Genomic DNA, 23,463 nt, shown 5'->3' with positions numbered 1-23,463 from the left:
TCCGCACGCATGATGAAAAAGCCCGGCATCGCTGCCGGGCTTTTTTTATGCTTTAACCCGCCGAATATAGTCGCCGAAAGCGGTCAGTTGGCCGCGCAGATGGTCGAGGGTGCTTTGATCGACCACTTCACCCGCCTGCGGATCCACTTTGTTCTGGATGACGCCGCCCATAAATTCCGGTTTATTCATTACCATCGCATCAAGGAAGACCAGAATCTGCCGCAGATGATACTGGCAGCGCGCACCGCCGATGGCGCCCATTGAGCTGGTCTGAATCAGTACCGGTTTGCCGGACAGCGGCTGCTCGGGCAGGCGTGACAGCCAGTCGATGGCGTTTTTCAGGCCGCCAGGCACGGAATAGTTATATTCTGGAGTGACTATCACTACCCCATCCGCCTCGCGGATCTGTTGCGCAATCTCCTGCACGCGCTGCGGAAAACCTTCTTCCTCCTGCATATCAGCATCGTACAGCGGGATATCACCGATCGACGGCAGCGCGGAGATATCCATGCCCGCTGGCGCGATGCCGGGCAGGGTGCGCGCGACCATTCCATTAAACGACCCTTTACGCAGGCTGCCGAGTAACGTAACCACTTTCAAGGTATCTGACATGATTGCTCCTTTGGATCATGATGCCGGCAAGACCGGTCAATTGAGGGATAAGGTTTTTTCCATGGGTAAGCTGGTAAAGCGCATCAGGCGGGCTGACGGTTCGCGTGCGCGCTGCTGCGCATCCGCCAGGCTGCGCCAGTCACCTCCCTTAGCATCATATTCCCAGACCTTCAGCGAGCCGATGTTCGGGGTAGCGGCAATGGACCATACCAGCAGCGATTCGGCGTCACATACCGCTTCGATTGGCTGACTGCCGGCGGTGCGCAGGCGGCCAGAGCCGGGCAGCAGCTGCAGCTGCGTTGATGCTTCGCCGGTCAGCTTTAGCACGCTGCGACGCAGCGCTACCAGCTGGCTGCGCGCTTCGTCCGGATCATGCTGTATGTTAATCCACAGATTCTCATTGTTGCTGAAATTGTGCCGGTCGGCGTCGTGGCTGCGGACAGTGCGCTGCAGTTCCATGTCGAGGCCACAATCCCCCTCGGTGGTGAGGACAACACCAACGATATTGCCAGTATAAGCGATCGAAAAGCGGGGGAGTTGGCGATCGCTAAAAACCGGTCGGCCATTGGCTTCGTTGATGATTTCAGGCAGCTCGCTGATGCCGTAAAGCATAAACAGCAGCTCGGCAAGCAGCGAGCGCGACGCGCAAAAGCGAGCCTGGCGATATGTCGGGAGAAGACGTGCGGATTGATGACAGGCCGCTGACAAACGTGTCGATAGCGGCTCCCCGGTACTGAGTATCCCTCTTGCAAAATGCGTTGCCATACGTCGCTCCGTGAGTAATGGTCTGGATAAAACTGCGGGCGCTATTATCGCCTGGTATTAACAGGTTTTAATGCCGAAATCCCCCATTGAAAAGGGAATTTGTTTGAATTTTACAAATTCTTGCGCAAATAAGGTGCTATGGGCACGAAACAAGGCTTAAAGCGTACCGGAATAGAGCGCTTTCAGCGTATCTCTAAGCCAGACAAGCTTCGGGTTGTAGCTGTTGCGCTTATGCCATAGCAGGGTGAAGGGAACGCGCAGCTTTTCCAGATGCTGCGCCTCCAGGGGGAGCGGCCGGGAGACGAGCGGCAGCTGGTGCTGCTGATTATAGTGCTGACAGTAGCGCGGCGCGGTGGCCAGCATGGTGTGCTGCGGCTGAGCGGCCATAAAAAGTGATTGCTCAAACCCCGGCACGGTCAGCGCCACGTTACGCTTATACCCCAGCTCCTGCAGCACGTCGTCCAGGGCCCAGGTATCGCGTTGTTCCCAGCAGATAGTGATATGCGGATAGCGTAAGAATGCCGCCAGATCCCACTCTTCCCTGAGCGCCGGATGATCGGCGCGCAGCCAGACCTGCGGCAGGTCGGTGAACAGCACATCAAAATCGATATACCACGGCAGCAGGCTCAGCAGCTCACGCGACTGCGGATGGCTTTCGCGTCCGCAGAAGCCGATATCCACCTCACCGCGGATGATGGCGTCCAGGGAGTCGTAGTCCCAGTTGCGCAAACGAATCAATGCCTGCGGATAGCGCTGATAGATGCGCTGAGAGAGGGTGTTAAACAGGATCATCAGCAGCGGCGCTTCCGCCGCCAGTTCGAATTTGAGGCCGCTGGGCATGGTATGGTGCGGTTTATCGAGGATTTGGTTGCCCATCTGCATCCAGTCCGCCAGATCCTGCTCCATGCTGCTGACCAGCGGCGTGGGCGCCAGGCCCAGCGGGGTTTTCACAAACAGCGGATCGTCAAACCAGGCGCGCAGTTTGGCCAGCGACTTGCTCACCGCTGACGGCGAAACGTTCATCCGCTTCGCCGTACGGGTAACGCTGAGCTCCTGGGTCAGGAGCTGCAGGCAGAGGAGTAAATTAAGATCAAGACTCGACAGCGGCTTCTTCATCGTATTGCGCAACCCGCGGCGGGGTGACGACCAGTAACAAAACAAGGCTCACTATGCTACAGGCAATGAGTATCCCGATCAGCATATTCATTGCGCTGAGTCCGATGATGGCGGCGAGCCAAATCCACAGCGATGAACCGCACACCTGCGCGATGCCGAGGACCGAGCTGGCGACGCCCGCGCGCAGCGTGAACGGCCCCAGCGCCTGGCTCATCGCGACGCCGAACCCAACGGAGAAGCCGGCGCAAATCATGCCCAGCCCGATCAGGGTGACGGCCTGGCGAGTGGCGAGGCTCAGCGTCACGCCTGCCGCCAGAAACAGCACCTGTGAGGTCAGCATTAAGGTGCGGGGGTTAAACAGCGACAGGACGAACGGCGTTGAGAAGGAGACCGCCATGCTGATCATCGCCATCAGAGCCATCGCCATTGAGTAAGTTCCCCGGTCGAACCCCATCTCTTCCATCATTAGTACCGGCGAGACGTTAACGTAGGTCAGGATCACCGTCACGCTGAGGGTGGTAATGAGTAAGCGGCTGAGGAAAAAGCGATTCAACAGCGATTCGCCAGCGTCATGCTGCGGTGACGCTGCCTGCGGAGGCGCCGTCGGCCGCGTTTCACGCAGGATAAAGACCGACAGCACAGCGACCATGACGCCCATGCCGGTCATCGTGTAGAACAGGCTCTGCCACGGATATTTCAGCATAATCAGGTGGCCAAGCACCGGCGCCAGGACGGGGATAATGCAGGTGATGCCGTTGAGCAACGACAGCACCTTGGCGCGGCGACGGTCGTCCAGCGTATCGCGCAGGATAGCGAAAGCCACCACGTAGCAGCTGCCGGCGCCGATCCCCTGGATAAAGCGTCCGATGAGGAAGTGGCTGCTGGTATGCGCCTGGGCGCAGAGCAGGGAGGCGATAACAAAGATCGCTGCACCTACAATAGCGACAGGCTTACGCCCCGAGCGGTCGGCGATGCGGCCAGCAAACAGCATCGCGGAGGCCATACCGGCCAGATAGACCGAGAAGGCGATATGTAATTGCGCCTCGCTGGCCCCCAGGTCCTGAGCAATACGCGGCAGGCCGACCAGATACATATCGATGCCGGAGGGGTAGAGCAGAACCAGGGCAAAGCTGCAGAGAAGAAAGCGTGTCATGGGATCCTCGCGATGTGAATGGCGTTCAGCATAGTGAGGAACGCGCCGTAAGACGAGTTGCCATTTGGACAACGCTCTTTTCCTGGCAGGAAATGCGAGCTAACGACTGCGGGTTCGCCAGACGCGGGCCATCCCCTCGCTCTCCGGGCGAACGCTTTCGAAGCCGAACTTCGCGTACAGTTCCGGCACATCCGCCACCAGCGTAACGTAGGCGCCATCAAAGGCGTTAGCGTCCAGCCAGGCGACCAGCTTCTCCATCACCAGCCGGCCAAGGCCTTTTCCCTGGTGAGCCGGATCGACGGCGACGTCGACAATATCGAAATTAATCGCGCCGTCGCCGACGATGCGTCCCATCGCGATCGGCGTCTCCTGCCAGAGGATATGTACGCCATAACAGCTATGCGGCAGTCCGGCTCTGGCGCCTTCCAGGGGGCGCGGCGACATGCCGGCGGCTACCCGCAGGTGGCAAAACGCTTCGGCGGAGGGCACCTTCTCGATCACGGTATATTCAACGGTCATGTTTTAGTCTCGCGGCAGAGGGGGAGATAAAAGTAGAGAACGTTGCGTTGCAAAGGGCAAGAAAAAACCCGCATTAACGCGGCGTTAATACGGGTTAGTGAACGTTTACGGACTGACGGTTACTTACCGATGCAGAAGCTGGAGAAGATGCGGCCCAGCAGATCGTCGGAAGTGAACTCCCCGGTGATCTCGCTCAGCGCCTGCTGCGCGAGGCGCAGCTCTTCCGCCAGCAGCTCGCCGGCCCAGGCGCCCAGCAGCTGGGCTTTGCCTTGCTGCAGATGGTTCGCCGCCTCTTCCAGGGCCTGCAGGTGACGGCGGCGGGCGAGGAAGCCGCCTTCCATATTGGTATCGAAGCCCATGCTCTGCTTGAGGTGGTTACGTAGCACCTCCACGCCGTCGCCGGTACGTGCCGACAGGCGAATAAGTGAGTGGCCATTTACTTCGCTGATACCGAGCGCTTCGCCGGTGACATCGGCTTTATTGCGCACCACGGTAATCGGCAATTTAGCGGGCAGGCGCTCGATAAAGTCTGGCCAGATCTCCGCCGGGTCAACGGCGCCGGTGGTGGTGCCATCGACCATAAACAGCACCCGATCGGCCTGGGCAATCTCCTGCCAGGCGCGCTCGATGCCGATACGTTCCACTTCGTCATTAGCATCGCGCAGGCCTGCGGTATCGATGATATGCAGCGGCATGCCGTCGATATGGATATGCTCGCGTAGCACGTCGCGGGTGGTACCGGCGATATCGGTGACGATCGCCGCTTCGCGGCCCGCCAGGGCGTTCAGCAGGCTTGATTTACCGGCATTTGGCCGCCCGGCGATCACCACTTTCATCCCTTCGCGCAGCAGGCTGCCCTGACGAGCTTCCGCGCGGACGGCGTCGAGATCGGCCATCACCTCGTTCAGCTGGGCTTCAATTTTGCCATCGGAGAGGAAATCAATTTCTTCATCCGGGAAGTCAATGGCCGCTTCCACGTAGATGCGCAGGTGAGTGAGCGCTTCCACAAGATGATTCACCCGCGCGGAGAACGCCCCCTGCAGCGAATTCAGCGCCGAGCGCGCCGCCTGCTCTGAACTGGCGTCGATAAGGTCGGCGATGGCCTCTGCCTGCGCCAGATCGAGCTTGTCGTTGAGGAACGCGCGCTCGGAAAACTCACCCGGCCTGGCGATGCGCAGGCCCGGCAGGGTCAGAATACGTTTAAGCAGCAGGTCGAGAATGACCGGGCCGCCGTGGCCCTGCAGCTCAAGCACATCTTCCCCGGTAAAGGAGTTCGGCCCGGGGAACCACAGCGCAATCCCCTGATCCAGCGGGGTACCGTCAACGTCGTTGAACGGCAGGTAGTCGGCATAGCGCGGCTTCGGCAGCTTGCCCAGCACCGCCTGCGCGACGTCGCGCGCCTTAAGGCCGGAGATACGCAGGATGCCCACACCCCCGCGTCCCGGAGGGGTTGCCTGGGCGACGATAGTGTCGTTATGGCTCATGGTGACTCTCTATGTAGATGTAAAAAAGGCGGTCCATTGACCGCCTTCTCTGGCATTAACGCTACCGTAGATACTCGAAATAATTCAAGTTGCAGAAAGGCGGCAAGTTAGTGAGGCCCCAGGAGCTTACTGTAGTAAGTGACTGGGGCGAACTAATGAAGCCAACGCATCTGCGGCTTGAAGAATGAAGAGTATCAGGATTTCTTCTTCTCGCGGCTATGCAGGCCACGTTTCTCCAGACCACGGTAAATCAGCTGCTGCTGAATAATGGTGACCAGGTTGCTGACGATGTAGTACACCACCAGGCCAGACGGGAACCACAGGAAGAACACCGTGAAGATGACCGGCATAAAGGTCATGATCTTCTGCTGCATCGGGTCGGTCACGGTGGTCGGCGACATCTTCTGGATGAAGAACATGGTCGCGCCCATGATGATCGGCAGGATGTAGTACGGGTCCTGAGCAGACAGGTCGTGGATCCACAGGATAAACGGCGCATGACGCAGTTCAACCGAGGCGCTCAGCATGTAATACAGCGCAAGGAAGATCGGCATCTGAATAATCAGCGGGAAGCAGCCGCCCAGCGGGTTTACTTTTTCCGCTTTATACAGCGCCATCATCTCCTGGCTTTGACGTTGTTTATCGTCGCCCAGACGCTCACGCATGGCCTGAATCTTCGGCTGCAGCATGCGCATCTTCGCCATGGAGGTGTACTGCGCTTTGGTCAGCGGGTACATGATGCCACGAACGATAAAGGTGATAACGATGATCGAGAAGCCCCAGTTGCCGAGGAAGCTGTGGATGAATTTCAGCAGCTTGAACAGCGGTTGGGAGATGAACCACAGCCAGCCGTAGTCGACGGTCAGATCCAGGTGCGGCGCAACGGCAGCCATTTTGTCCTGAATAGCCGGGCCGACCCACAGCGTGCTCTGCAGTTTGTCGGTCTGGCCTGGCTGCACCAGTACCGGCTGCGATTTGTAGCCAATAGCGACAACGCCGTTGCCGAGGTTGGCGGTGTAGAAGTTATTCGTCCCGTTATTCCGCGGCACCCATGCGGTGGTGAAGTACTGCTGCAGCATGGCAACCCAACCGTTTTTGGTGCTGACGTTCAGGTTTTCGTTATCCAGAATGGTATCGAATTTATATTTCTCGTATTTCGAATCCGCAGTGGAGAACGCGGCGCCACGGAAAGTATGCATCGTGGACAGGCCACCGGTCTGCGTATCGCGACTGGTCGGCAGCGCAGCGGTCTGCTTCAGCTGACCGAAGGTTGAGACTTCCAGAGGCTTCTCGCTGGCATTCTGCACGCTGTAACCCACGTTCACCGCATAGCCACCGCGCTTCAGGGTGAAGGTTTTGGTGAAGACGTTGCCGGCTTTGTCAGTGTAGGTCAGCGGGATAACGAGCTCATCCTGGCCATCGGCCAGCACAAACGCCTCTTTATCGACGTTGTACAGCGGACGCGGGCCGTTTGCCGGGTTATCCGGACCGTCACGGCCGGTTAAGCCGCTCTGCGCCTGGTAGACAAACTGCGGCGTGGTTTCCAGTAACTGGAACGGTTCGGTCGATTTCAGCGTTTTTGGATACGCCAGAAGCAGCGCCTGCTCAATATCGCCACCGTTGGTGTTGATAGTCAGCTCAAGCACGTCGGTTTTAACCGTAATCAGTTTCCCCTGGCCACTGGCCGGTACGCCCTGGTCGGCGGCGCTACCCGCTGCTGTGGTCGTAGTCTGCGTGGTCTGCTGCTGGGGCTGCGGATTTTTGTCCTGCTCCCAGGCTTGCCAGATCATGAAAGACACGAACAACAAAGCGATGATAAGAAGATTGCGTTGCGAATCCATCGTTAGTGTTCTCTGGTATCAAATGGTCCAGGCGGGACGGGATCGTCACCACCAGGGTGTAAAGGGTGGCATTTTAATACGCGTTTCATCGTCAACCAACTGCCTTTTATCACTCCAAACCTGCGTAAGGCCTCAATTCCGTATTGAGAACAGGTTGGGGTGAAACGACAATGCGGCCCGAGTAGCGGACTAATCAGGCGCTGATAAACTCGAATCAGGCCGATCAGGACCCGCGAGCCAGGCGACAATGGCGGCGCCATAATTTTTCCAACGCTTCCGAGAGAGCACGGTTATCGAGGTCGGCAACCCCTCTTTTCGCCACCACCACGAAATCCATTGGCGGGAGTTCATGTTGACGCAAACGAAAACTTTCACGCGTCAGACGTTTAATCCGATTGCGTTCATGTGCGCGTTTCACGTTTTTCTTGGCGACGGTGAGACCGATGCGGGGATGCCCCAGCGAATTCAGGCGGCCGAGGATGGTGATTTGCGGCGTGCCAGCCCGTTGTGGCTGCTGGAAGACGAAAGTGAAATGACTGGGAGTTAACAAGCGTAACTCCCTGGGAAATGCGAGCTTAACCACGCAGGGTTAGCTTTATTACTTGGAAACGGTCAGACGAGCGCGGCCTTTAGCACGACGACGTGCCAGAACCTGACGACCATTTTTAGTAGCCATACGAGCACGGAAGCCGTGAGAACGGTTGCGCTTCAGTACAGACGGTTGAAAAGTGCGTTTCATGGCGATTTCTACCTAAACTTGAATAAATTCACTGACTTTTGCGTAGACCCGAACGAACTTCGAACGACTTACGCCTCAGCGTGGGTGATTAAAGAGGCCGGATTGTAATAATTGTACACTCCGGAGTCAATTCTCTTTCCTTATTTCTCGCACCTCGTCGCACAAAAAATAAGCTGAGACGCGTGACGAAAACGGGCATTACGCGCCGGGTGGGGGATTATACGGCCTGGCCAGTAAAGCGCAAGGATCCGCAAGGATCTTTATTAGATCGTTTCCGCCCAAAAGCGGCATAGCTCATTAATTTTTCCAATATGCGGCGGAAATCGTGCTTCACTCCCCGCAGGATCGATTACACTTACCCGGTTTCGATCCTTCCTGTGGATAAATCGGGAAGAATCTGTTGAGAAACACAAGATCTCTTTCTCAGTTTAGGCTATGATCCCCGGTCCCGATCGCGATCCCCGGATCCGCAGCGGGTAATAACCGCAGATAGCGGTTCGCACGTCACCCCTTTTGTGCAGGGGCTTTTCGGCTAATGCAGGGTCTTGTCGACGTGTGCCAACAATCACGATTGTTTCAGTTTTTCTTTGATATCGATTTTATGTTCGAGTGGAGTCCGCCGTGTCACTTTCGCTTTGGCAGCAGTGTCTTGCCCGATTGCAGGATGAGTTACCAGCCACAGAATTCAGCATGTGGATCCGCCCATTGCAGGCGGAACTGAGCGATAACACGCTGGCACTGTATGCGCCAAACCGTTTTGTGCTCGACTGGGTAAGGGACAAATACCTCAATAATATCAATGGACTCCTCAATGATTTTTGCGGTGCGGACGCCCCGCAGCTGCGTTTTGAGGTGGGCGCTAAGCCCGCCAGCTCGCTGCAGAAAGGGGCGGTAAGCCCGGCTGCGGCGGCCATTCCGGCGGCGCAGGTGCAGACCGCGCGCGCGGCGCCGACGATCGTGCGCCCTGGCTGGGATAATGTCCCGGCGCCGGCGGAGCCGACCTACCGCTCTAACGTTAACGTGAAACACACGTTTGATAACTTCGTCGAAGGTAAATCTAACCAGCTGGCCCGCGCGGCGGCGCGTCAGGTGGCGGATAACCCGGGCGGCGCCTACAACCCCCTGTTCCTCTATGGCGGGACGGGTCTGGGTAAAACTCACCTGCTGCACGCGGTGGGGAACGGCATTGTGGCGCGTAAGCCGAACGCGAAAGTGGTCTATATGCACTCCGAGCGTTTCGTTCAGGACATGGTTAAAGCGCTGCAGAACAACGCCATCGAAGAGTTTAAGCGTTACTACCGCTCCGTTGACGCCCTGCTGATCGATGACATTCAGTTCTTTGCCAATAAAGAACGATCCCAGGAAGAGTTTTTCCACACCTTCAATGCGCTTCTGGAAGGTAATCAGCAGATCATCCTGACGTCGGATCGTTATCCAAAAGAGATCAACGGCGTTGAGGATCGTCTAAAATCCCGCTTCGGCTGGGGGCTGACGGTGGCGATCGAGCCGCCGGAGCTGGAAACCCGCGTCGCGATCCTGATGAAAAAAGCCGACGAGAACGACATCCGCCTGCCGGGCGAAGTGGCGTTCTTTATTGCCAAGCGTCTGCGCTCGAACGTGCGTGAGCTGGAGGGGGCGCTGAACCGCGTTATCGCCAACGCCAACTTCACCGGCCGGGCGATCACCATCGATTTCGTGCGCGAAGCGCTGCGCGATCTGCTGGCGCTGCAGGAAAAACTGGTCACCATCGACAATATTCAAAAGACGGTGGCGGAGTACTACAAGATTAAGGTAGCGGATCTGCTGTCCAAACGCCGCTCCCGTTCGGTGGCGCGTCCTCGCCAGATGGCGATGGCGCTGGCCAAAGAGCTGACCAACCACAGCCTGCCGGAAATCGGCGATGCGTTTGGCGGCCGAGACCATACCACCGTGCTGCACGCCTGCCGCAAGATTGAGCAGCTGCGTGAAGAAAGCCACGACATTAAAGAAGATTTTTCCAATTTAATCAGAACATTATCCTCGTGACGCTATGAAATTTACCGTAGAACGTGAACATTTATTAAAACCGCTGCAACAGGTGAGCGGTCCGTTAGGTGGTCGTCCGACGCTGCCCATTCTCGGTAACCTACTGCTTCAGGTCGCGGACGGCGCGCTGTCGCTGACCGGTACCGATCTTGAAATGGAGATGGTGGCGCGCGTGGCGCTGGTTCAGCCGCACGAAGCGGGCGCAACGACCGTTCCGGCACGGAAATTCTTTGATATCTGCCGCGGCCTGCCGGAAGGCGCGGAGATCGCGGTTCAGTTGGAAGGCGATCGCATGCTGGTGCGTTCCGGCCGCAGCCGCTTCTCGCTGTCGACCCTGCCCGCCGCAGATTTCCCGAATCTGGATGACTGGCAGAGTGAAGTGGAGTTTACCCTGCCGCAGGCGACCATGAAGCGTCTGATCGAAGCCACCCAGTTCTCGATGGCGCACCAGGATGTTCGTTACTACTTAAACGGCATGCTGTTTGAAACCGAAGGCAGCGAACTGCGCACGGTGGCCACCGATGGTCACCGCCTGGCGGTCTGTTCGATGCCGCTGGAAGCGTCGCTGCCGAACCATTCGGTGATCGTGCCTCGTAAAGGGGTGATTGAGCTGATGCGGATGCTCGACGGCGGCGATACCCCGCTGCGCGTGCAGATTGGCAGCAACAATATCCGCGCCCACGTTGGCGATTTTATCTTCACCTCTAAGCTGGTGGATGGCCGTTTCCCGGATTATCGCCGCGTATTGCCGAAAAATCCGGATAAACACCTCGAAGCGGGCTGCGATATTCTGAAGCAGGCTTTTGCGCGCGCGGCGATTCTCTCCAACGAGAAATTCCGCGGCGTGCGGCTGTACGTTAGCGAAAACCAGCTGAAAATCACCGCCAATAACCCGGAACAGGAAGAAGCGGAAGAGATTCTGGATGTGACCTACGCCGGAACGGAGATGGAGATTGGCTTCAACGTTAGCTATGTGCTGGATGTGCTGAATGCGCTGAAGTGCGAGAATGTACGCATTCTGCTGACGGATTCGGTGTCGAGCGTGCAGATTGAGGATGCGGCTTCCCAATCCGCAGCCTATGTCGTCATGCCTATGAGATTGTAGTGGAAAATATCGGGCTATCTTACTTGCCATTTTCAACCTGGGCTGTGCTCGCCCCTGTCACGTACTTTGTGTACGCTCCAGGGTCTGCGCGCAGTCCGCGTTGAAACTGGCTGCGCCGATAACGCCCTGGCCCAAAGAACGCTGATATGTCACTGACGCGCTTGCTCATCAAAGACTTCCGCAATATTGAAAGCGCGGATCTCGCTTTATCTCCCGGCTTTAACTTCCTGGTTGGCGCGAACGGCAGCGGCAAAACCAGCGTGCTGGAAGCTATCTACACGCTTGGCCACGGCCGGGCATTTCGCAGTTTGCAAATTGGCCGAGTGATCCGCCACGAGCAGGATGCGTTTGTTCTGCATGGCCGTCTGCAGGGCGAAGAGCGGGAAACCGCCATCGGCCTGACCAAAGACAAACAGGGCGACAGCAAGGTGCGTATCGACGGCACCGACGGCCACAAAGTGGCGGAGCTGGCGCACCTGATGCCGATGCAGCTGATTACGCCGGAGGGGTTTACTTTACTCAACGGCGGCCCCAAATACAGAAGAGCATTCCTTGACTGGGGATGCTTTCATAACGAAGCCGGATTCTTCACCGCCTGGAGCAATCTGAAGCGCCTGGTCAAGCAGCGCAACGCCGCGCTGCGTCAGGTCAGCCGCTATGCCCAGCTGCGGCCTTGGGATCTGGAATTAATCCCGCTGGCGGAGCAGATCAGCCGCTGGCGTGCCGAATACAGCGCCGCTATCGTCGAAGACATGGCGGATACCTGTCAGCAATTTTTACCGGAATTCACGCTCACCTTCTCTTTCCAGCGCGGCTGGGAAAAAGAGACCGACTACGCGGAGGTGTTGGAGCGGAATTTCGAGCGCGACAGAATGTTAACCTACACCGCCCACGGCCCGCATAAAGCGGATTTTCGCATTCGCGCCGACGGGGCGCCGGTGGAAGATACCTTGTCGCGCGGGCAGCTTAAGCTGCTGATGTGCGCCCTGCGTCTGGCGCAAGGAGAGTTCCTCACCCGCGTCAGCGGGCGGCGCTGCCTGTACCTGATAGATGATTTTGCCTCGGAACTTGATGATGCCCGCCGCGGTCTGTTATCCAGCCGCCTGAAAGCGACGCAGTCGCAGGTTTTCGTCAGCGCGATCAGCGCTGAACACGTTATGGACATGTCGGACAAAAATTCGAAGATGTTCCGCGTGGAAAAAGGTAAAATAACGGATTAACCCAAGATTAAATGAGCGAGAAACGTTGATGTCGAATTCTTATGACTCCTCCAGTATCAAAGTCCTGAAAGGGCTGGATGCGGTGCGTAAGCGCCCGGGTATGTATATCGGCGACACGGATGACGGCACCGGTCTGCACCACATGGTATTCGAGGTTGTGGATAACGCTATCGACGAAGCGCTCGCGGGTTACTGCAAAGATATCGTTGTCACCATCCACAGCGATAACTCCGTCTCCGTCCAGGATGACGGCCGCGGCATCCCGACCGGCATTCACCCGGAAGAGGGCGTCTCCGCAGCGGAAGTTATCATGACCGTCCTGCACGCTGGCGGTAAATTCGATGATAACTCCTATAAAGTTTCCGGCGGTCTGCACGGCGTAGGCGTCTCGGTGGTTAACGCCCTGTCGCAGAAGCTGGAGCTGGTTATCCAGCGCGATAACAAAGTTCACAAGCAGATGTACGAACACGGTGTGCCGCAGGCACCGCTGGCCGTGACTGGCGAAACCGACAAAACCGGCACCATGGTGCGTTTCTGGCCAAGCCTGGAAACCTTCACCAATGTCACCGAATTTGAATATGACATCCTGGCGAAACGCCTGCGCGAGCTGTCGTTCCTGAACTCCGGCGTCTCTATCCGCCTGCGCGATAAGCGCGATGGCAAAGAAGACCATTTCCACTACGAAGGCGGCATCAAGGCGTTCGTTGAGTATCTCAACAAGAACAAAACGCCGATCCACCCGAATATTTTCTATTTCTCCACCGAAAAAGACGGTATCGGCGTGGAAGTGGCCCTGCAGTGGAACGACGGCTTCCAGGAAAACATCTACTGCTTTACCAACAACATTCCGCAGCGTGACGGCGGTACTCACCTCGCCGGCTTCCGCGCGGCGATGACCCGTACCCTTAACGCCTATATGGACAAAGAGGGCTACAGCAAAAAAGCGAAAGTCAGCGCCACCGGCGACGATGCGCGTGAAGGCCTGATTGCCGTGGTATCCGTGAAGGTGCCGGATCCGAAATTCTCCTCGCAGACCAAAGACAAGCTGGTCTCCTCCGAGGTGAAATCGGCGGTGGAGCAGCAGATGAACGAACTGCTGAGCGAATACCTGCTGGAAAACCCATCCGATGCGAAAATCGTGGTCGGCAAAATTATTGACGCCGCGCGCGCCCGTGAGGCCGCACGTCGCGCCCGTGAGATGACTCGCCGTAAAGGCGCGCTGGATCTGGCAGGCCTGCCGGGCAAACTGGCGGATTGCCAGGAGCGCGACCCGGCGCTGTCCGAACTGTACCTGGTGGAAGGGGACTCCGCGGGCGGCTCTGCTAAACAGGGTCGTAACCGCAAGAACCAGGCGATCCTGCCGCTGAAGGGTAAAATCCTTAACGTTGAGAAAGCCCGCTTCGATAAAATGCTCTCTTCCCAGGAAGTGGCGACGCTGATCACCGCGCTGGGCTGCGGTATCGGTCGCGATGAGTACAATCCGGATAAACTGCGCTACCACAGCATCATCATCATGACCGATGCGGACGTCGACGGCTCGCACATTCGTACCCTGCTGTTGACCTTCTTCTATCGTCAGATGCCGGAGATCGTTGAGCGCGGCCACGTCTACATTGCCCAGCCGCCGCTGTACAAAGTGAAGAAAGGCAAGCAGGAACAGTACATTAAAGACGACGAAGCGATGGATCAGTATCAGATCTCCATCGCGCTCGACGGTGCGACCCTGCACACCAACGCCAATGCGCCGGCGCTGGCGGGCGAACCGCTGGAAAAACTGGTTGCCGAGTTCAATGCCACCCAGAAAATGATTGGCCGCATGGAGCGCCGCTTCCCGAAAGCGCTGCTGAAAGAGCTTATCTATCAGCCGACCCTGACCGAGGCCGACCTGGCGGACGAGCAGAAGGTGACCCGCTGGGTGAACACCCTGGTCTCAGAGCTGAACGAAAAAGAACAGCACGGCAGCCAGTGGAAATTCGATCTCCACGAGAACAAAGAACTGCAGCATTTTGAGCCGGTTATTCGCGTACGTACCCACGGCGTGGATACCGACTATCCGCTGGATAACGAGTTCATTATGGGGCCGGAATATCGTCGTATTTGTGCCCTGGGCGAGAAACTGCGCGGCCTGATGGAAGAAGATGCTTACATCGAGCGCGGCGAACGTCGTCAGCCGGTAGCCAGCTTCGAGCAGGCCCTGGACTGGCTGGTGAAAGAGTCCCGTCGCGGTCTCTCCATCCAGCGCTATAAAGGTCTGGGCGAGATGAACCCGGATCAGCTGTGGGAAACCACCATGGATCCGGACAGCCGTCGCATGCTGCGCGTGACCGTCAAGGATGCCATCGCTGCCGATCAGCTGTTCACCACCCTGATGGGCGATGCCGTTGAGCCGCGTCGCGCGTTTATCGAAGAGAATGCCCTGAAAGCGGCGAATATCGATATTTAAGCCGCATGTTTCCCGGTAACGAGTTTTACCGGGGCAACAGGATGTATAAGCCCGGTCGCATCGCGCGATCGGGCTTTTCTTTTGCCGCTAAAAGAGGAATCCGCTGCTGCGGTTCCATCCCCCTTTCTGGCCGACACTTTTACTGTTTTTTGAGCGGAATCGCGTTAGCATGAGGGGAGACTCATCTTACCCGGGGACCCTATGGCTATTAAACTGATTGCAATCGATATGGACGGCACGCTGCTGCTGCCCGACCATACCATCTCTCCAGCGGTGAAAGCCGCCATCGCCGCGGCGCGCGAGCGCGGTGTTAACGTGGTGCTGACCACCGGTCGCCCTTACGCTGGCGTCCACAGCTATTTGAAAGAGCTGCATATGGAGCAGCCGGGTGATTACTGCATTACCTACAATGGCGCGCTGGTGCAGAAGGCTGGTGACGGAAGCACCGTCGCGCAAACCGCGCTGAGCTATGACGACTATCGCTTCCTTGAGCAGCTCTCCCGCGAGGTCGGCTCCCACTTCCATGCGCTGGATCGCAATACGCTGTATACCGCGAACCGCGATATCAGCTACTACACCGTCCACGAATCCTATGTGGCAACCATTCCGCTGGTGTTCTGCGAAGCGGAGAAAATGGATCCTGAGATCCAGCTGCTGAAAGTGATGATGATTGATGAGCCGGCAATCCTCGACCAGGCCATCGCCCGTATTCCGGCGGAAGTGAAAGAGAAGTACACCGTGCTGAAAAGTGCGCCTTACTTCCTCGAAATACTGGATAAACGCGTCAATAAAGGCACTGGCGTGAAGTCGCTGGCCGATGCGCTGGGCATCAAGCCGGAAGAGATTATGGCGATTGGCGATCAGGAAAATGATATCGCGATGATTGAATTTGCCGGCGTCGGCGTGGCAATGGATAACGCCATTCCTGCGGTCAAAGAAGCGGCGAACTTCATCACCAAATCGAACCTTGAAGATGGCGTTGCCTTCGCCATTGAAAAATACGTTTTAGCGTAAACTTCTTTCCGGCCCGGCGTTCGCCGGGTCTGTCTTCTCTTTTTTCATGAACAGATGTTAATCCGCATTTAAATCCCTCAATCCTTGCAGGGGATTCTATAAGCTACCCGCCCTCTTTTTAGCAACTCAGAACTAACATCATACTTTTCATGAATATATACCACCGTTTGATGTTGGTTACGCTGCCATTCGCCTCTGTTCAGATTTGCGCGGCCGCGGAACCAACGGCGCCGCTCGAACCGGCGTATGCCTATCACGGCGCAGAGCCCGCGGATCTGCCGGTGCCAGAAAGTCGCCAGCCTGCGGTCGCAGCATCGTCCTCGCTACTCCCTTTGCTAGGCGATGAGGCCAGAAAGCGCGGCTACGTCCTGCCGCTGCCGTTTGGCGTCAGCATTAACTATATGGATATGCGGCAGAATATTAATGTCGACAGCATAAACTTCACCGGGCTGTCGCTGGATGGCCGCAATATCGATTGCGGTAAGGATCCTGTCTGCAAGCACGCCGTGAATAACATTTTCGCAAATGGGCCGGTCTCGCTGGATAACGCTTTCCAGATTGGCGTTGGTCATACGCGGGAAAGCAGCAAAACCGAGACGCTCAAGCTGGATGCCTGGCTGCTGCCGTTTATGAACGTTTATGGCCTGGTGGGGCACACCGAAGGGCATTCAATTTCGCAGATAGCTGTCGGCCTGAAGGGACCGAACGGTAAAGTGGTGCCCCTGCCGGGGATGCAGGATCTCGACTTTCGTCTCGATTTTAAAGGTACTACCTACGGGATGGGCACCACCCTGGTGGGCGGCGTCGGCAATTGGTTTACCGTGCTGGACGCCAACTACACGCAAACGCGCTTTGATATCCTCGACGGCAGCATCGATGCGCTTACCTTTTCGCCGCGCGTTGGCTATCGTTTCAGTACGCCATCGGTCGATGCGCTGCATCTCCCCGCCGGAAAGCTAAATCTGTGGGTTGGCAGCATGTATCAGGATGTGCAGCAGGAGTTTAAAGGCAGCCTCAGCGATCTCTCGATGCCGTCGCCGATGCTGCAGAATATGGTTAATCTGGCCAACCAGGACAATAACGGTCGCTTCGATGTGAAGCAGCATCTTCAGTCGCCATGGAACGTTCTGGTGGGCGCGCAATACGAGCTGACGCAGAATTTTAATATTACTACCGAGTTTTGCTTTGCCGAACGTAACAGTTTCTTTATTGCCGGCGAGTATCGCTTTTGAGCCGACTGTTTATCACTTTTCTGCTGCTGATGGCCTGCCCGACAGGCAGCCAGGCCGAGGCGCTCAGCCGCGAGAAAATCGACGGCTGGCTGCAGCATCTCGGCGCCAGCGATAAGTTCGACGCCAGCAAAGGCATCGACTGGGGCGTGATGCCCGGTCCGTTCTATACGCCGGAACTAGGGTTGGGCATTGGCACCGCTGTCGTCGGCCTGTATCGTCCCGACCCGCAGGATACCACCAGCCAGAACTCGACCCTGACGCTCAGCGGCTACGCCAGCTCTACCGGCGCCTTTGGCCTCAACGTGAAAAACTACACCTTTTTCGATCGTGATCTGTGGCGCGTTTTTGTCGAAGGGTCGATAGCCAATACGCCCACTTATTATTGGGGGCAGGGTTTTCATGCCGGAGATAAAGACAATGAAAAAGAGAAGTATACCGCCCAGGTACTGACCCTGCGACCCACCCTTTATCGGCAGCTTATCGATCATGTTTATCTCGGGGCGGGATGGTCGCTGGCGGCGCAGAATGCCGATGAGATGGACCATGACGATCGGCCGAAGATAGAAAACACTCCGCAGGGGCCGTCGGTATTCAGCTCCGGCGCCAGCATCGATATTAACTGGGACGATCGCGACTTTGTCCCTAACCCGCGCCGGGGTCAGTATGCCAACCTCCGCTATACCCACTATGCGCCCGGATTAGGTAGCGATACCCGCTTTGAGGAATTTCAGCTGCACTATAGCCATTATCATGCCCTGAGCGAGAAAAGCGTGCTCGCCTGGGAGGCCGATGGCGCCTTCACCCAGGGCGAGGTACCGTGGAGCATGATGCCGCTGCTCGGCAGCGATGAACGGATGCGCGGCTACTACCAGGGGCGCTACCGGGATAAAAACGTCGTCAGCGGTCAGCTGGAATATCGCCGGCAGCTCACCTGGCGGCACGGGATTGTCGCCTGGGCCGGGGCGGGAACCATGGGGCCCTCACTGTCGTCGCTGAATAATGGCCGCTGGCTGCCTTCGGCGGGCGTTGGCTACCGCTTTGAATTCAAACCTCGCGTTAATGTTCGCCTCGACTACGGTATCGGCAAAGGCAGCAGCGGCTTTTACTTCCAGGTCGGCGAAGCGTTTTAACGCCTCCTCCCCTTAATTTTCTCTCTTATCGCCTCTTGCCAGGGCCGCTGCGCTTTAATTTTCATGAATTGTTCTTTTTGTGATCCAAATTGTAGTACAACACAATAATGTTGTACTACATTACGCTCATGTTGATAACGTACAGCATCACGTTAGTAGTACAAACATGAGGCGAAATTCAGCAGCGACGGTAAAGTAGAGCAGTACACATAGAGCACAAGGACTCTCCATGACTCTCAATAAGACCGATCGCATTGTGATCTCGCTGGGCAAACAGATCGTCAGCGGTAAATACGTCCCGGGTTCGGCGCTTCCGGCCGAAGCGGAACTCTGTGAGGAGTTTGAAACCTCGCGCAACATCATTCGTGAAGTGTTTCGTTCCCTGATGGCGAAGCGGCTGATTGAAATGAAGCGCTATCGCGGCGCGTTTGTCGCTCCCAGAAACCAGTGGAACTACCTCGACACCGAGGTGCTGCAGTGGGTACTGGAAAATGACTATGACCCGCGTCTTATCAGCGCGATGAGTGAAGTGCGCAACCTGGTTGAACCCGCCATTGCCCGTTGGGCGGCGGAACGCGCCACCTCAAGCGATCTGGCGGAAATCGAGTCGGCGCTCAATGACATGATCGCCAACAACCAAAACCGGGATGCCTTTAACGAAGCGGATATTCGCTACCACGAGGCGGTGCTGCAGTCAGTACATAACCCGGTTTTGCAGCAGCTTAGCGTGGCGATCAGTTCGCTGCAGCGGGCGGTATTTGAACGGACCTGGATGGGCGATGAAGGCAACATGCCGAAAACCCTCCAGGAACATAAAGCGCTATTTGACGCCATTCGGCATCAGGATAGCGACGCGGCGGAGCAGGCGGCGTTGACGATGATCGCCAGCTCGACACGAAGGCTTAAGGAAATCACATGACGGCTCGCTACATCGCAATAGATTGGGGATCGACGAATTTACGCGCCTGGCTTTATCAGGGCGAAGAATGCCTGGAAAGCAGGCAATCTGAAGCAGGCGTAACGCGCCTGAATGGTCGCTCTCCCGCTGCGGTGTTAGCGGAAATCACACAGCACTGGCGCGATGGCGCCACACCGGTGGTGATGGCAGGGATGGTCGGCAGCAACGTGGGCTGGAAAATCGCCCCTTATTTGCCGCTTCCTGCCGCTTTCTCGGATATTGGCCAGCAGTTAACTGCCGTTGGCGACAATATCTGGATAATTCCCGGCCTTTGCGTTTCCCGTGACGATAACCATAACGTCATGCGTGGGGAAGAAACGCAGCTGCTGGGCGCTCGCGCCTTAGCCCCTTCGTCTGTCTACGTGATGCCGGGAACCCACTGCAAGTGGGTACTGGCCGATCGCCGGCAAATTCACGATTTTCGTACCGTTTTGACCGGTGAATTGCATCATCTGTTGCTTCAGCACTCGCTGGTGGGCGCCGGCTTACCGCCGCAGGAAACGTCCGCTGCCGCATTCGCGGCAGGTCTGCAGCGCGGTATCAACAACCCCGCCGTCCTGCCGCAGCTGTTTGAAGTTCGCGCTTCGCACGTGCTGGGCGCGCTGCCTCGCGAGCAGGTTAGCGAATTTCTTTCCGGCCTGCTGATTGGCGCTGAAGTTGCCACCCTCAGCGACACATTCGCCGGACAGCAGGCGATCGGCCTCGTCGCTGGGTCATCGTTAACATCCCGCTATCAGCAGGCATTCGCCGCCATTGGCCGTGAAGTCAGCGCGGTTGCGGGCGATACGGCATTTCAGACAGGAATAAGGAGCATCGCTTATGCAGTGGCAAACTAACCTTCCACTTATCGCTATCCTGCGCGGTATTACGCCAGACGAGGCGCTGGCTCACGTTGGCGCCGTTATCGACGCCGGTTTCGACGCGGTCGAAATCCCGCTGAACTCGCCGCAGTGGGAGAAAAGTATTCCGCAGGTCGTCGACGCTTACGGCGAGCAGGCGCTTATCGGCGCGGGCACGGTGCTGCAACCGGAGCAGGTCGACAGGCTGGCGGCCATGGGCTGTCGGCTGATTGTGACGCCAAACATTCAACCGGAAGTGATCCGGCGAGCGGTGGGTTACGGCATGACCGTGTGTCCAGGCTGCGCCACCGCCAGCGAAGCCTTTAGCGCGCTCGATGCCGGCGCGCAGGCTCTGAAAATCTTCCCGTCATCGGCTTTTGGCCCGGATTACATCAAAGCGTTGAAAGCCGTGCTGCCGCCCGAGGTTCCGGTCTTTGCCGTTGGCGGCGTGACGCCGGAAAACCTGGCGCAGTGGATTAATGCCGGCTGTGTTGGGGCAGGATTGGGTAGCGATCTCTATCGTGCCGGCCAGCCGGTTGAACGTACCGCGCAGCAGGCAGCCGCATTCGTAAAAGCGTATCGAGAGGCAGTGAAATGAAAATAACCAATATCACCACGTACCGTTTACCTCCGCGTTGGATGTTCCTGAAGATTGAAACCGATGAAGGCATCGTCGGCTGGGGCGAACCGGTGATTGAAGGGCGCGCCCGTACGGTGGAGGCAGCCGTTCATGAATTTGGCGATTACCTGATTGGTCAGGATCCGGCGCGGATTAATGACCTGTGGCAGGTAATGTACCGCGGCGGCTTTTATCGCGGCGGCCCGATTATGATGAGCGCCATCGCCGGTATTGATCAGGCGCTATGGGATATTAAAGGTAAGGTCCTGAATGCCCCGGTGTGGCAACTGATGGGCGGGCTGGTGCGCGACAAAATTAAAGCCTACAGCTGGGTGGGCGGCGACCGCCCCGCCGAAGTGATTGACGGGATTAAGAAGCTGCGCGGCATTGGTTTTGACACCTTTAAATTAAACGGCTGCGAAGAGATGGGTATCATTGATAATTCCCGCGCGGTTGACGCGGCGGTGAATACCGTGGCGCAAATCCGCGAAGCGTTTGGCAATGAAATTGAGTTTGGTCTCGATTTTCATGGCCGCGTTAGCGCGCCGATGGCTAAGGTATTAATTAAAGAGCTGGAGCCATATCGCCCATTATTTATTGAGGAACCGGTATTAGCCGAGCAGGCGGAATATTATCCGCGGCTGGCGGCGCAAACCCATATTCCCATTGCCGCCGGCGAACGTATGTTTTCGCGCTTTGAATTTAAACGGGTCCTGGAAGCGGGTGGGGTGGCTATTTTACAACCCGATCTGTCGCACGCAGGCGGTATTACCGAATGCTATAAAATTGCCGGCATGGCGGAAGCCTATGACGTTGGGCTGGCGCCGCACTGTCCGCTGGGGCCGATCGCGCTGGCAGCCTGTCTGCACGTTGATTTCGTTTCGCATAACGCGGTCTTCCAGGAGCAGAGCATGGGTATCCATTACAACAAAGGCGCCGAACTGCTTGATTTTGTGAAAAATAAAGAAGATTTCAATATGGAAGGCGGCTTCTTTAAACCTCTGATGAAGCCGGGGCTGGGCGTGGAAATTGATGAGGCCCGCGTGATTGAGTTAAGTAAAAACGCGCCGGACTGGCGAAATCCGTTGTGGCGGTATGAGGATGGATCTGTCGCCGAATGGTAAATGCGTGTCATACTTCGCACTGGTGATGCGTTGGCTGCATTTTCTTACCCAGGTCACATACTATTGTATGCTCCCAGGGATGCGAAAGTTTGCCGCCTTTCCCCAGCACGAATTATTTAGCGCATCGCAACATAGTTATTAATAAAAAACAAAAACACCCTCTGTAAATTACCGGGCATGGTGAGCGGCTTCGCTATGCCCAAAATCTGGAGACAGATTGCGATGGATATTTCAGTTACCGCTGTAAAAACCGGGCGTCGCCGTTATCTGACGCTCATCATGATCTTTATTACCGTGGTTATTTGTTATGTTGACCGTGCCAACCTCGCCGTCGCCTCGGCGCATATTCAGGAGGAGTTTGGTATTAGCAAAGCGGAAATGGGCTACGTATTTTCCGCCTTTGCCTGGCTGTATACCCTCTGCCAGATCCCTGGCGGTTGGTTCCTTGACCGCGTGGGATCCAGGCTTACCTACTTTATCGCTATATTTGGCTGGTCGGTGGCGACGTTGCTACAAGGCTTCGCCACCGGTTTAATGTCGCTTATCGGTTTACGCGCCATTACCGGCATCTTCGAAGCGCCAGCCTTCCCGACCAACAACCGCATGGTGACCAGCTGGTTCCCGGAGCACGAGCGCGCTTCCGCCGTCGGGTTTTATACCTCGGGGCAATTTGTGGGTCTGGCTTTCCTCACGCCGCTGCTGATCTGGATCCAGGAGCTATTGAGCTGGCACTGGGTGTTTATCGTTACCGGCGGTATCGGCATTATCTGGTCGCTGATCTGGTTTAAGGTTTATCAACCGCCGCGTCTGACTAAAAGCATCAGTAAAGCCGAACTTGACTATATCCGCGACGGCGGCGGCCTGGTGGATGGCGATGCGCCGGTGAAGAAAGAGGCGCGTCAACCGTTATCGAAAGCGGACTGGAAGCTGGTTTTTCACCGCAAGCTGGTTGGCGTTTACCTTGGACAGTTCGCGGTAACCTCGACGCTGTGGTTCTTCCTGACCTGGTTTCCGAACTACTTAACCCAGGAAAAAGGCATCACCGCGCTGAAGGCCGGCTTTATGACCACGGTGCCCTTCCTCGCCGCGTTTTTTGGCGTCCTGCTGTCTGGTTGGCTGGCGGATAAGCTGGTGAAAAAAGGCTACTCGCTGGGCGTGGCGCGCAAAACGCCGATCATCTGTGGACTGTTGATCTCCACCTGCATCATGGGGGCAAACTACACCAACGACCCCATCTGGATCATGGCGCTGATGGCGCTGGCGTTCTTCGGTAACGGTTTTGCGTCTATCACCTGGTCGCTGGTCTCCTCCCTGGCGCCGATGCGCCTGATCGGCCTGACCGGCGGGGTGTTTAACTTTGTTGGCGGCCTGGGCGGCATCACCGTCCCGCTGGTGATTGGCTATCTGGCGCAGGATTACGGCTTTGGCCCGGCGCTGGTTTATATCTCCGTGGTGGCGTTAATAGGCGCGCTGTCTTATATCCTGCTGGTCGGCGATGTGAAACGTGTAGGCTAATTTTTTGCGA

At 56.9% G+C, this 23,463-nt stretch carries 22 protein-coding genes; 12 read left to right on the top strand and 10 right to left on the bottom strand.

The window, feature by feature from the left end:
* Positions 1-45: 45 nt before the first annotated feature.
* The 10 genes from RRF55_RS19340 to rpmH form a co-directional block, all read right to left on the bottom strand.
* Positions 46-612 (bottom strand): NADPH-dependent FMN reductase, encoded by a 567-nt coding sequence (locus RRF55_RS19340; RefSeq protein WP_004151543.1) that lies wholly within the window; start codon positions 610-612, stop codon positions 46-48.
* 36 nt (positions 613-648) lie between these two features.
* Positions 649-1,224 carry a 4'-phosphopantetheinyl transferase family protein gene (locus RRF55_RS19335; RefSeq protein ID WP_165452887.1) on the bottom strand — a complete coding sequence of 192 codons (576 nt, stop codon included), beginning with the start codon at positions 1,222-1,224 and terminating at the stop codon, positions 649-651.
* A gap of 309 nt (positions 1,225-1,533) precedes the next feature.
* Positions 1,534-2,493 carry an HTH-type transcriptional regulator YidZ gene (gene yidZ, locus RRF55_RS19330; RefSeq protein WP_004211197.1) on the bottom strand — a complete coding sequence of 320 codons (960 nt, stop codon included), beginning with the start codon at positions 2,491-2,493 and terminating at the stop codon, positions 1,534-1,536.
* On the bottom strand, positions 2,468-3,646 hold the full coding sequence (locus tag RRF55_RS19325; protein ID WP_014908135.1) for an MFS transporter: 1,179 nt from the start codon (positions 3,644-3,646) through the stop codon (positions 2,468-2,470). The genes yidZ and RRF55_RS19325 overlap by 26 nt, the downstream gene beginning before the upstream one ends.
* Before the next feature lie 99 nt (positions 3,647-3,745).
* On the bottom strand, positions 3,746-4,165 hold the full coding sequence (locus tag RRF55_RS19320) for a GNAT family N-acetyltransferase (RefSeq protein WP_004151539.1): 420 nt from the start codon (positions 4,163-4,165) through the stop codon (positions 3,746-3,748).
* Between the two features lie 119 nt (positions 4,166-4,284).
* Complete coding sequence (gene mnmE / locus RRF55_RS19315; RefSeq protein ID WP_004181597.1) at positions 4,285-5,649, bottom strand: tRNA uridine-5-carboxymethylaminomethyl(34) synthesis GTPase MnmE; 1,365 nt, start codon at positions 5,647-5,649, stop codon at positions 4,285-4,287.
* Between the two features lie 194 nt (positions 5,650-5,843).
* Complete coding sequence (gene yidC, locus RRF55_RS19310) at positions 5,844-7,490, bottom strand: membrane protein insertase YidC (RefSeq protein WP_004150295.1); 1,647 nt, start codon at positions 7,488-7,490, stop codon at positions 5,844-5,846.
* Between the two features lie 2 nt (positions 7,491-7,492).
* Positions 7,493-7,750, bottom strand: a complete 258-nt coding sequence (yidD, locus tag RRF55_RS19305) for a membrane protein insertion efficiency factor YidD (protein ID WP_004151536.1) — start codon at positions 7,748-7,750, stop codon at positions 7,493-7,495.
* Complete coding sequence (gene rnpA, locus RRF55_RS19300) at positions 7,714-8,073, bottom strand: ribonuclease P protein component (RefSeq protein WP_004151535.1); 360 nt, start codon at positions 8,071-8,073, stop codon at positions 7,714-7,716. Before rnpA ends, yidD begins: the two co-directional genes overlap by 37 nt.
* Before the next feature lie 15 nt (positions 8,074-8,088).
* Positions 8,089-8,229: a 50S ribosomal protein L34 gene (gene rpmH, locus RRF55_RS19295; RefSeq protein WP_000831330.1), complete on the bottom strand. Its 141-nt coding sequence runs from the start codon at positions 8,227-8,229 to the stop codon at positions 8,089-8,091.
* Between the two features lie 621 nt (positions 8,230-8,850).
* On the opposite strand from rpmH, the gene dnaA reads away from it, so the two are divergent.
* The 12 genes from dnaA to RRF55_RS19235 all read left to right on the top strand — a co-directional run bounded on the left by dnaA (position 8,851) and on the right by RRF55_RS19235 (position 23,453).
* Positions 8,851-10,254 (top strand): chromosomal replication initiator protein DnaA, encoded by a 1,404-nt coding sequence (gene dnaA / locus RRF55_RS19290; RefSeq protein WP_004151534.1) that lies wholly within the window; start codon positions 8,851-8,853, stop codon positions 10,252-10,254.
* Between the two features lie 4 nt (positions 10,255-10,258).
* Entirely contained in the window at positions 10,259-11,359 is a 1,101-nt protein-coding gene (gene dnaN / locus RRF55_RS19285) for a DNA polymerase III subunit beta (protein WP_004145090.1), read from the top strand.
* Positions 11,360-11,505: 146 nt separating this feature from the next.
* Complete coding sequence (gene recF / locus RRF55_RS19280; RefSeq protein ID WP_004151532.1) at positions 11,506-12,579, top strand: DNA replication/repair protein RecF; 1,074 nt, start codon at positions 11,506-11,508, stop codon at positions 12,577-12,579.
* Positions 12,580-12,607: 28 nt separating this feature from the next.
* Positions 12,608-15,022 carry a DNA topoisomerase (ATP-hydrolyzing) subunit B gene (gene gyrB / locus RRF55_RS19275; protein WP_004173845.1) on the top strand — a complete coding sequence of 805 codons (2,415 nt, stop codon included), beginning with the start codon at positions 12,608-12,610 and terminating at the stop codon, positions 15,020-15,022.
* Positions 15,023-15,223: 201 nt separating this feature from the next.
* The gene (yidA, locus tag RRF55_RS19270) at positions 15,224-16,036 is read left to right on the top strand and encodes a sugar-phosphatase (RefSeq protein WP_004151530.1); all 813 of its coding nucleotides are present in this window, start codon (positions 15,224-15,226) and stop codon (positions 16,034-16,036) included.
* Positions 16,037-16,185: 149 nt separating this feature from the next.
* Positions 16,186-17,268: a hypothetical protein gene (locus RRF55_RS19265; protein ID WP_130974936.1), complete on the top strand. Its 1,083-nt coding sequence runs from the start codon at positions 16,186-16,188 to the stop codon at positions 17,266-17,268.
* Entirely contained in the window at positions 17,265-18,398 is a 1,134-nt protein-coding gene (locus RRF55_RS19260) for a BamA/TamA family outer membrane protein (protein WP_023313766.1), read from the top strand. The genes RRF55_RS19265 and RRF55_RS19260 overlap by 4 nt, the downstream gene beginning before the upstream one ends.
* 229 nt (positions 18,399-18,627) lie before the next feature.
* Positions 18,628-19,317 carry a D-galactonate utilization transcriptional regulator DgoR gene (gene dgoR, locus RRF55_RS19255; protein WP_004145084.1) on the top strand — a complete coding sequence of 230 codons (690 nt, stop codon included), beginning with the start codon at positions 18,628-18,630 and terminating at the stop codon, positions 19,315-19,317.
* Complete coding sequence (locus RRF55_RS19250) at positions 19,314-20,192, top strand: 2-dehydro-3-deoxygalactonokinase (RefSeq protein ID WP_019705401.1); 879 nt, start codon at positions 19,314-19,316, stop codon at positions 20,190-20,192. Before dgoR ends, RRF55_RS19250 begins: the two co-directional genes overlap by 4 nt.
* Entirely contained in the window at positions 20,176-20,793 is a 618-nt protein-coding gene (locus RRF55_RS19245) for a 2-dehydro-3-deoxy-6-phosphogalactonate aldolase (RefSeq protein ID WP_004181595.1), read from the top strand. Before RRF55_RS19250 ends, RRF55_RS19245 begins: the two co-directional genes overlap by 17 nt.
* On the top strand, positions 20,790-21,938 hold the full coding sequence (gene dgoD, locus RRF55_RS19240) for a galactonate dehydratase (RefSeq protein WP_004150286.1): 1,149 nt from the start codon (positions 20,790-20,792) through the stop codon (positions 21,936-21,938). The genes RRF55_RS19245 and dgoD overlap by 4 nt, the downstream gene beginning before the upstream one ends.
* Before the next feature lie 177 nt (positions 21,939-22,115).
* On the top strand, positions 22,116-23,453 hold the full coding sequence (locus tag RRF55_RS19235) for an MFS transporter (protein ID WP_004150285.1): 1,338 nt from the start codon (positions 22,116-22,118) through the stop codon (positions 23,451-23,453).
* The last annotated feature ends 10 nt before the right edge of the window (positions 23,454-23,463 follow it).

Source organism: Klebsiella sp. K47, assembly GCF_051858335.1.
Taxonomy (GTDB): Bacteria; Pseudomonadota; Gammaproteobacteria; order Enterobacterales; family Enterobacteriaceae; genus Klebsiella; species Klebsiella pneumoniae.
Note: the sequence above shows the minus strand (reverse complement) of the source record. Positions and strands in the feature narration are given on the sequence as shown.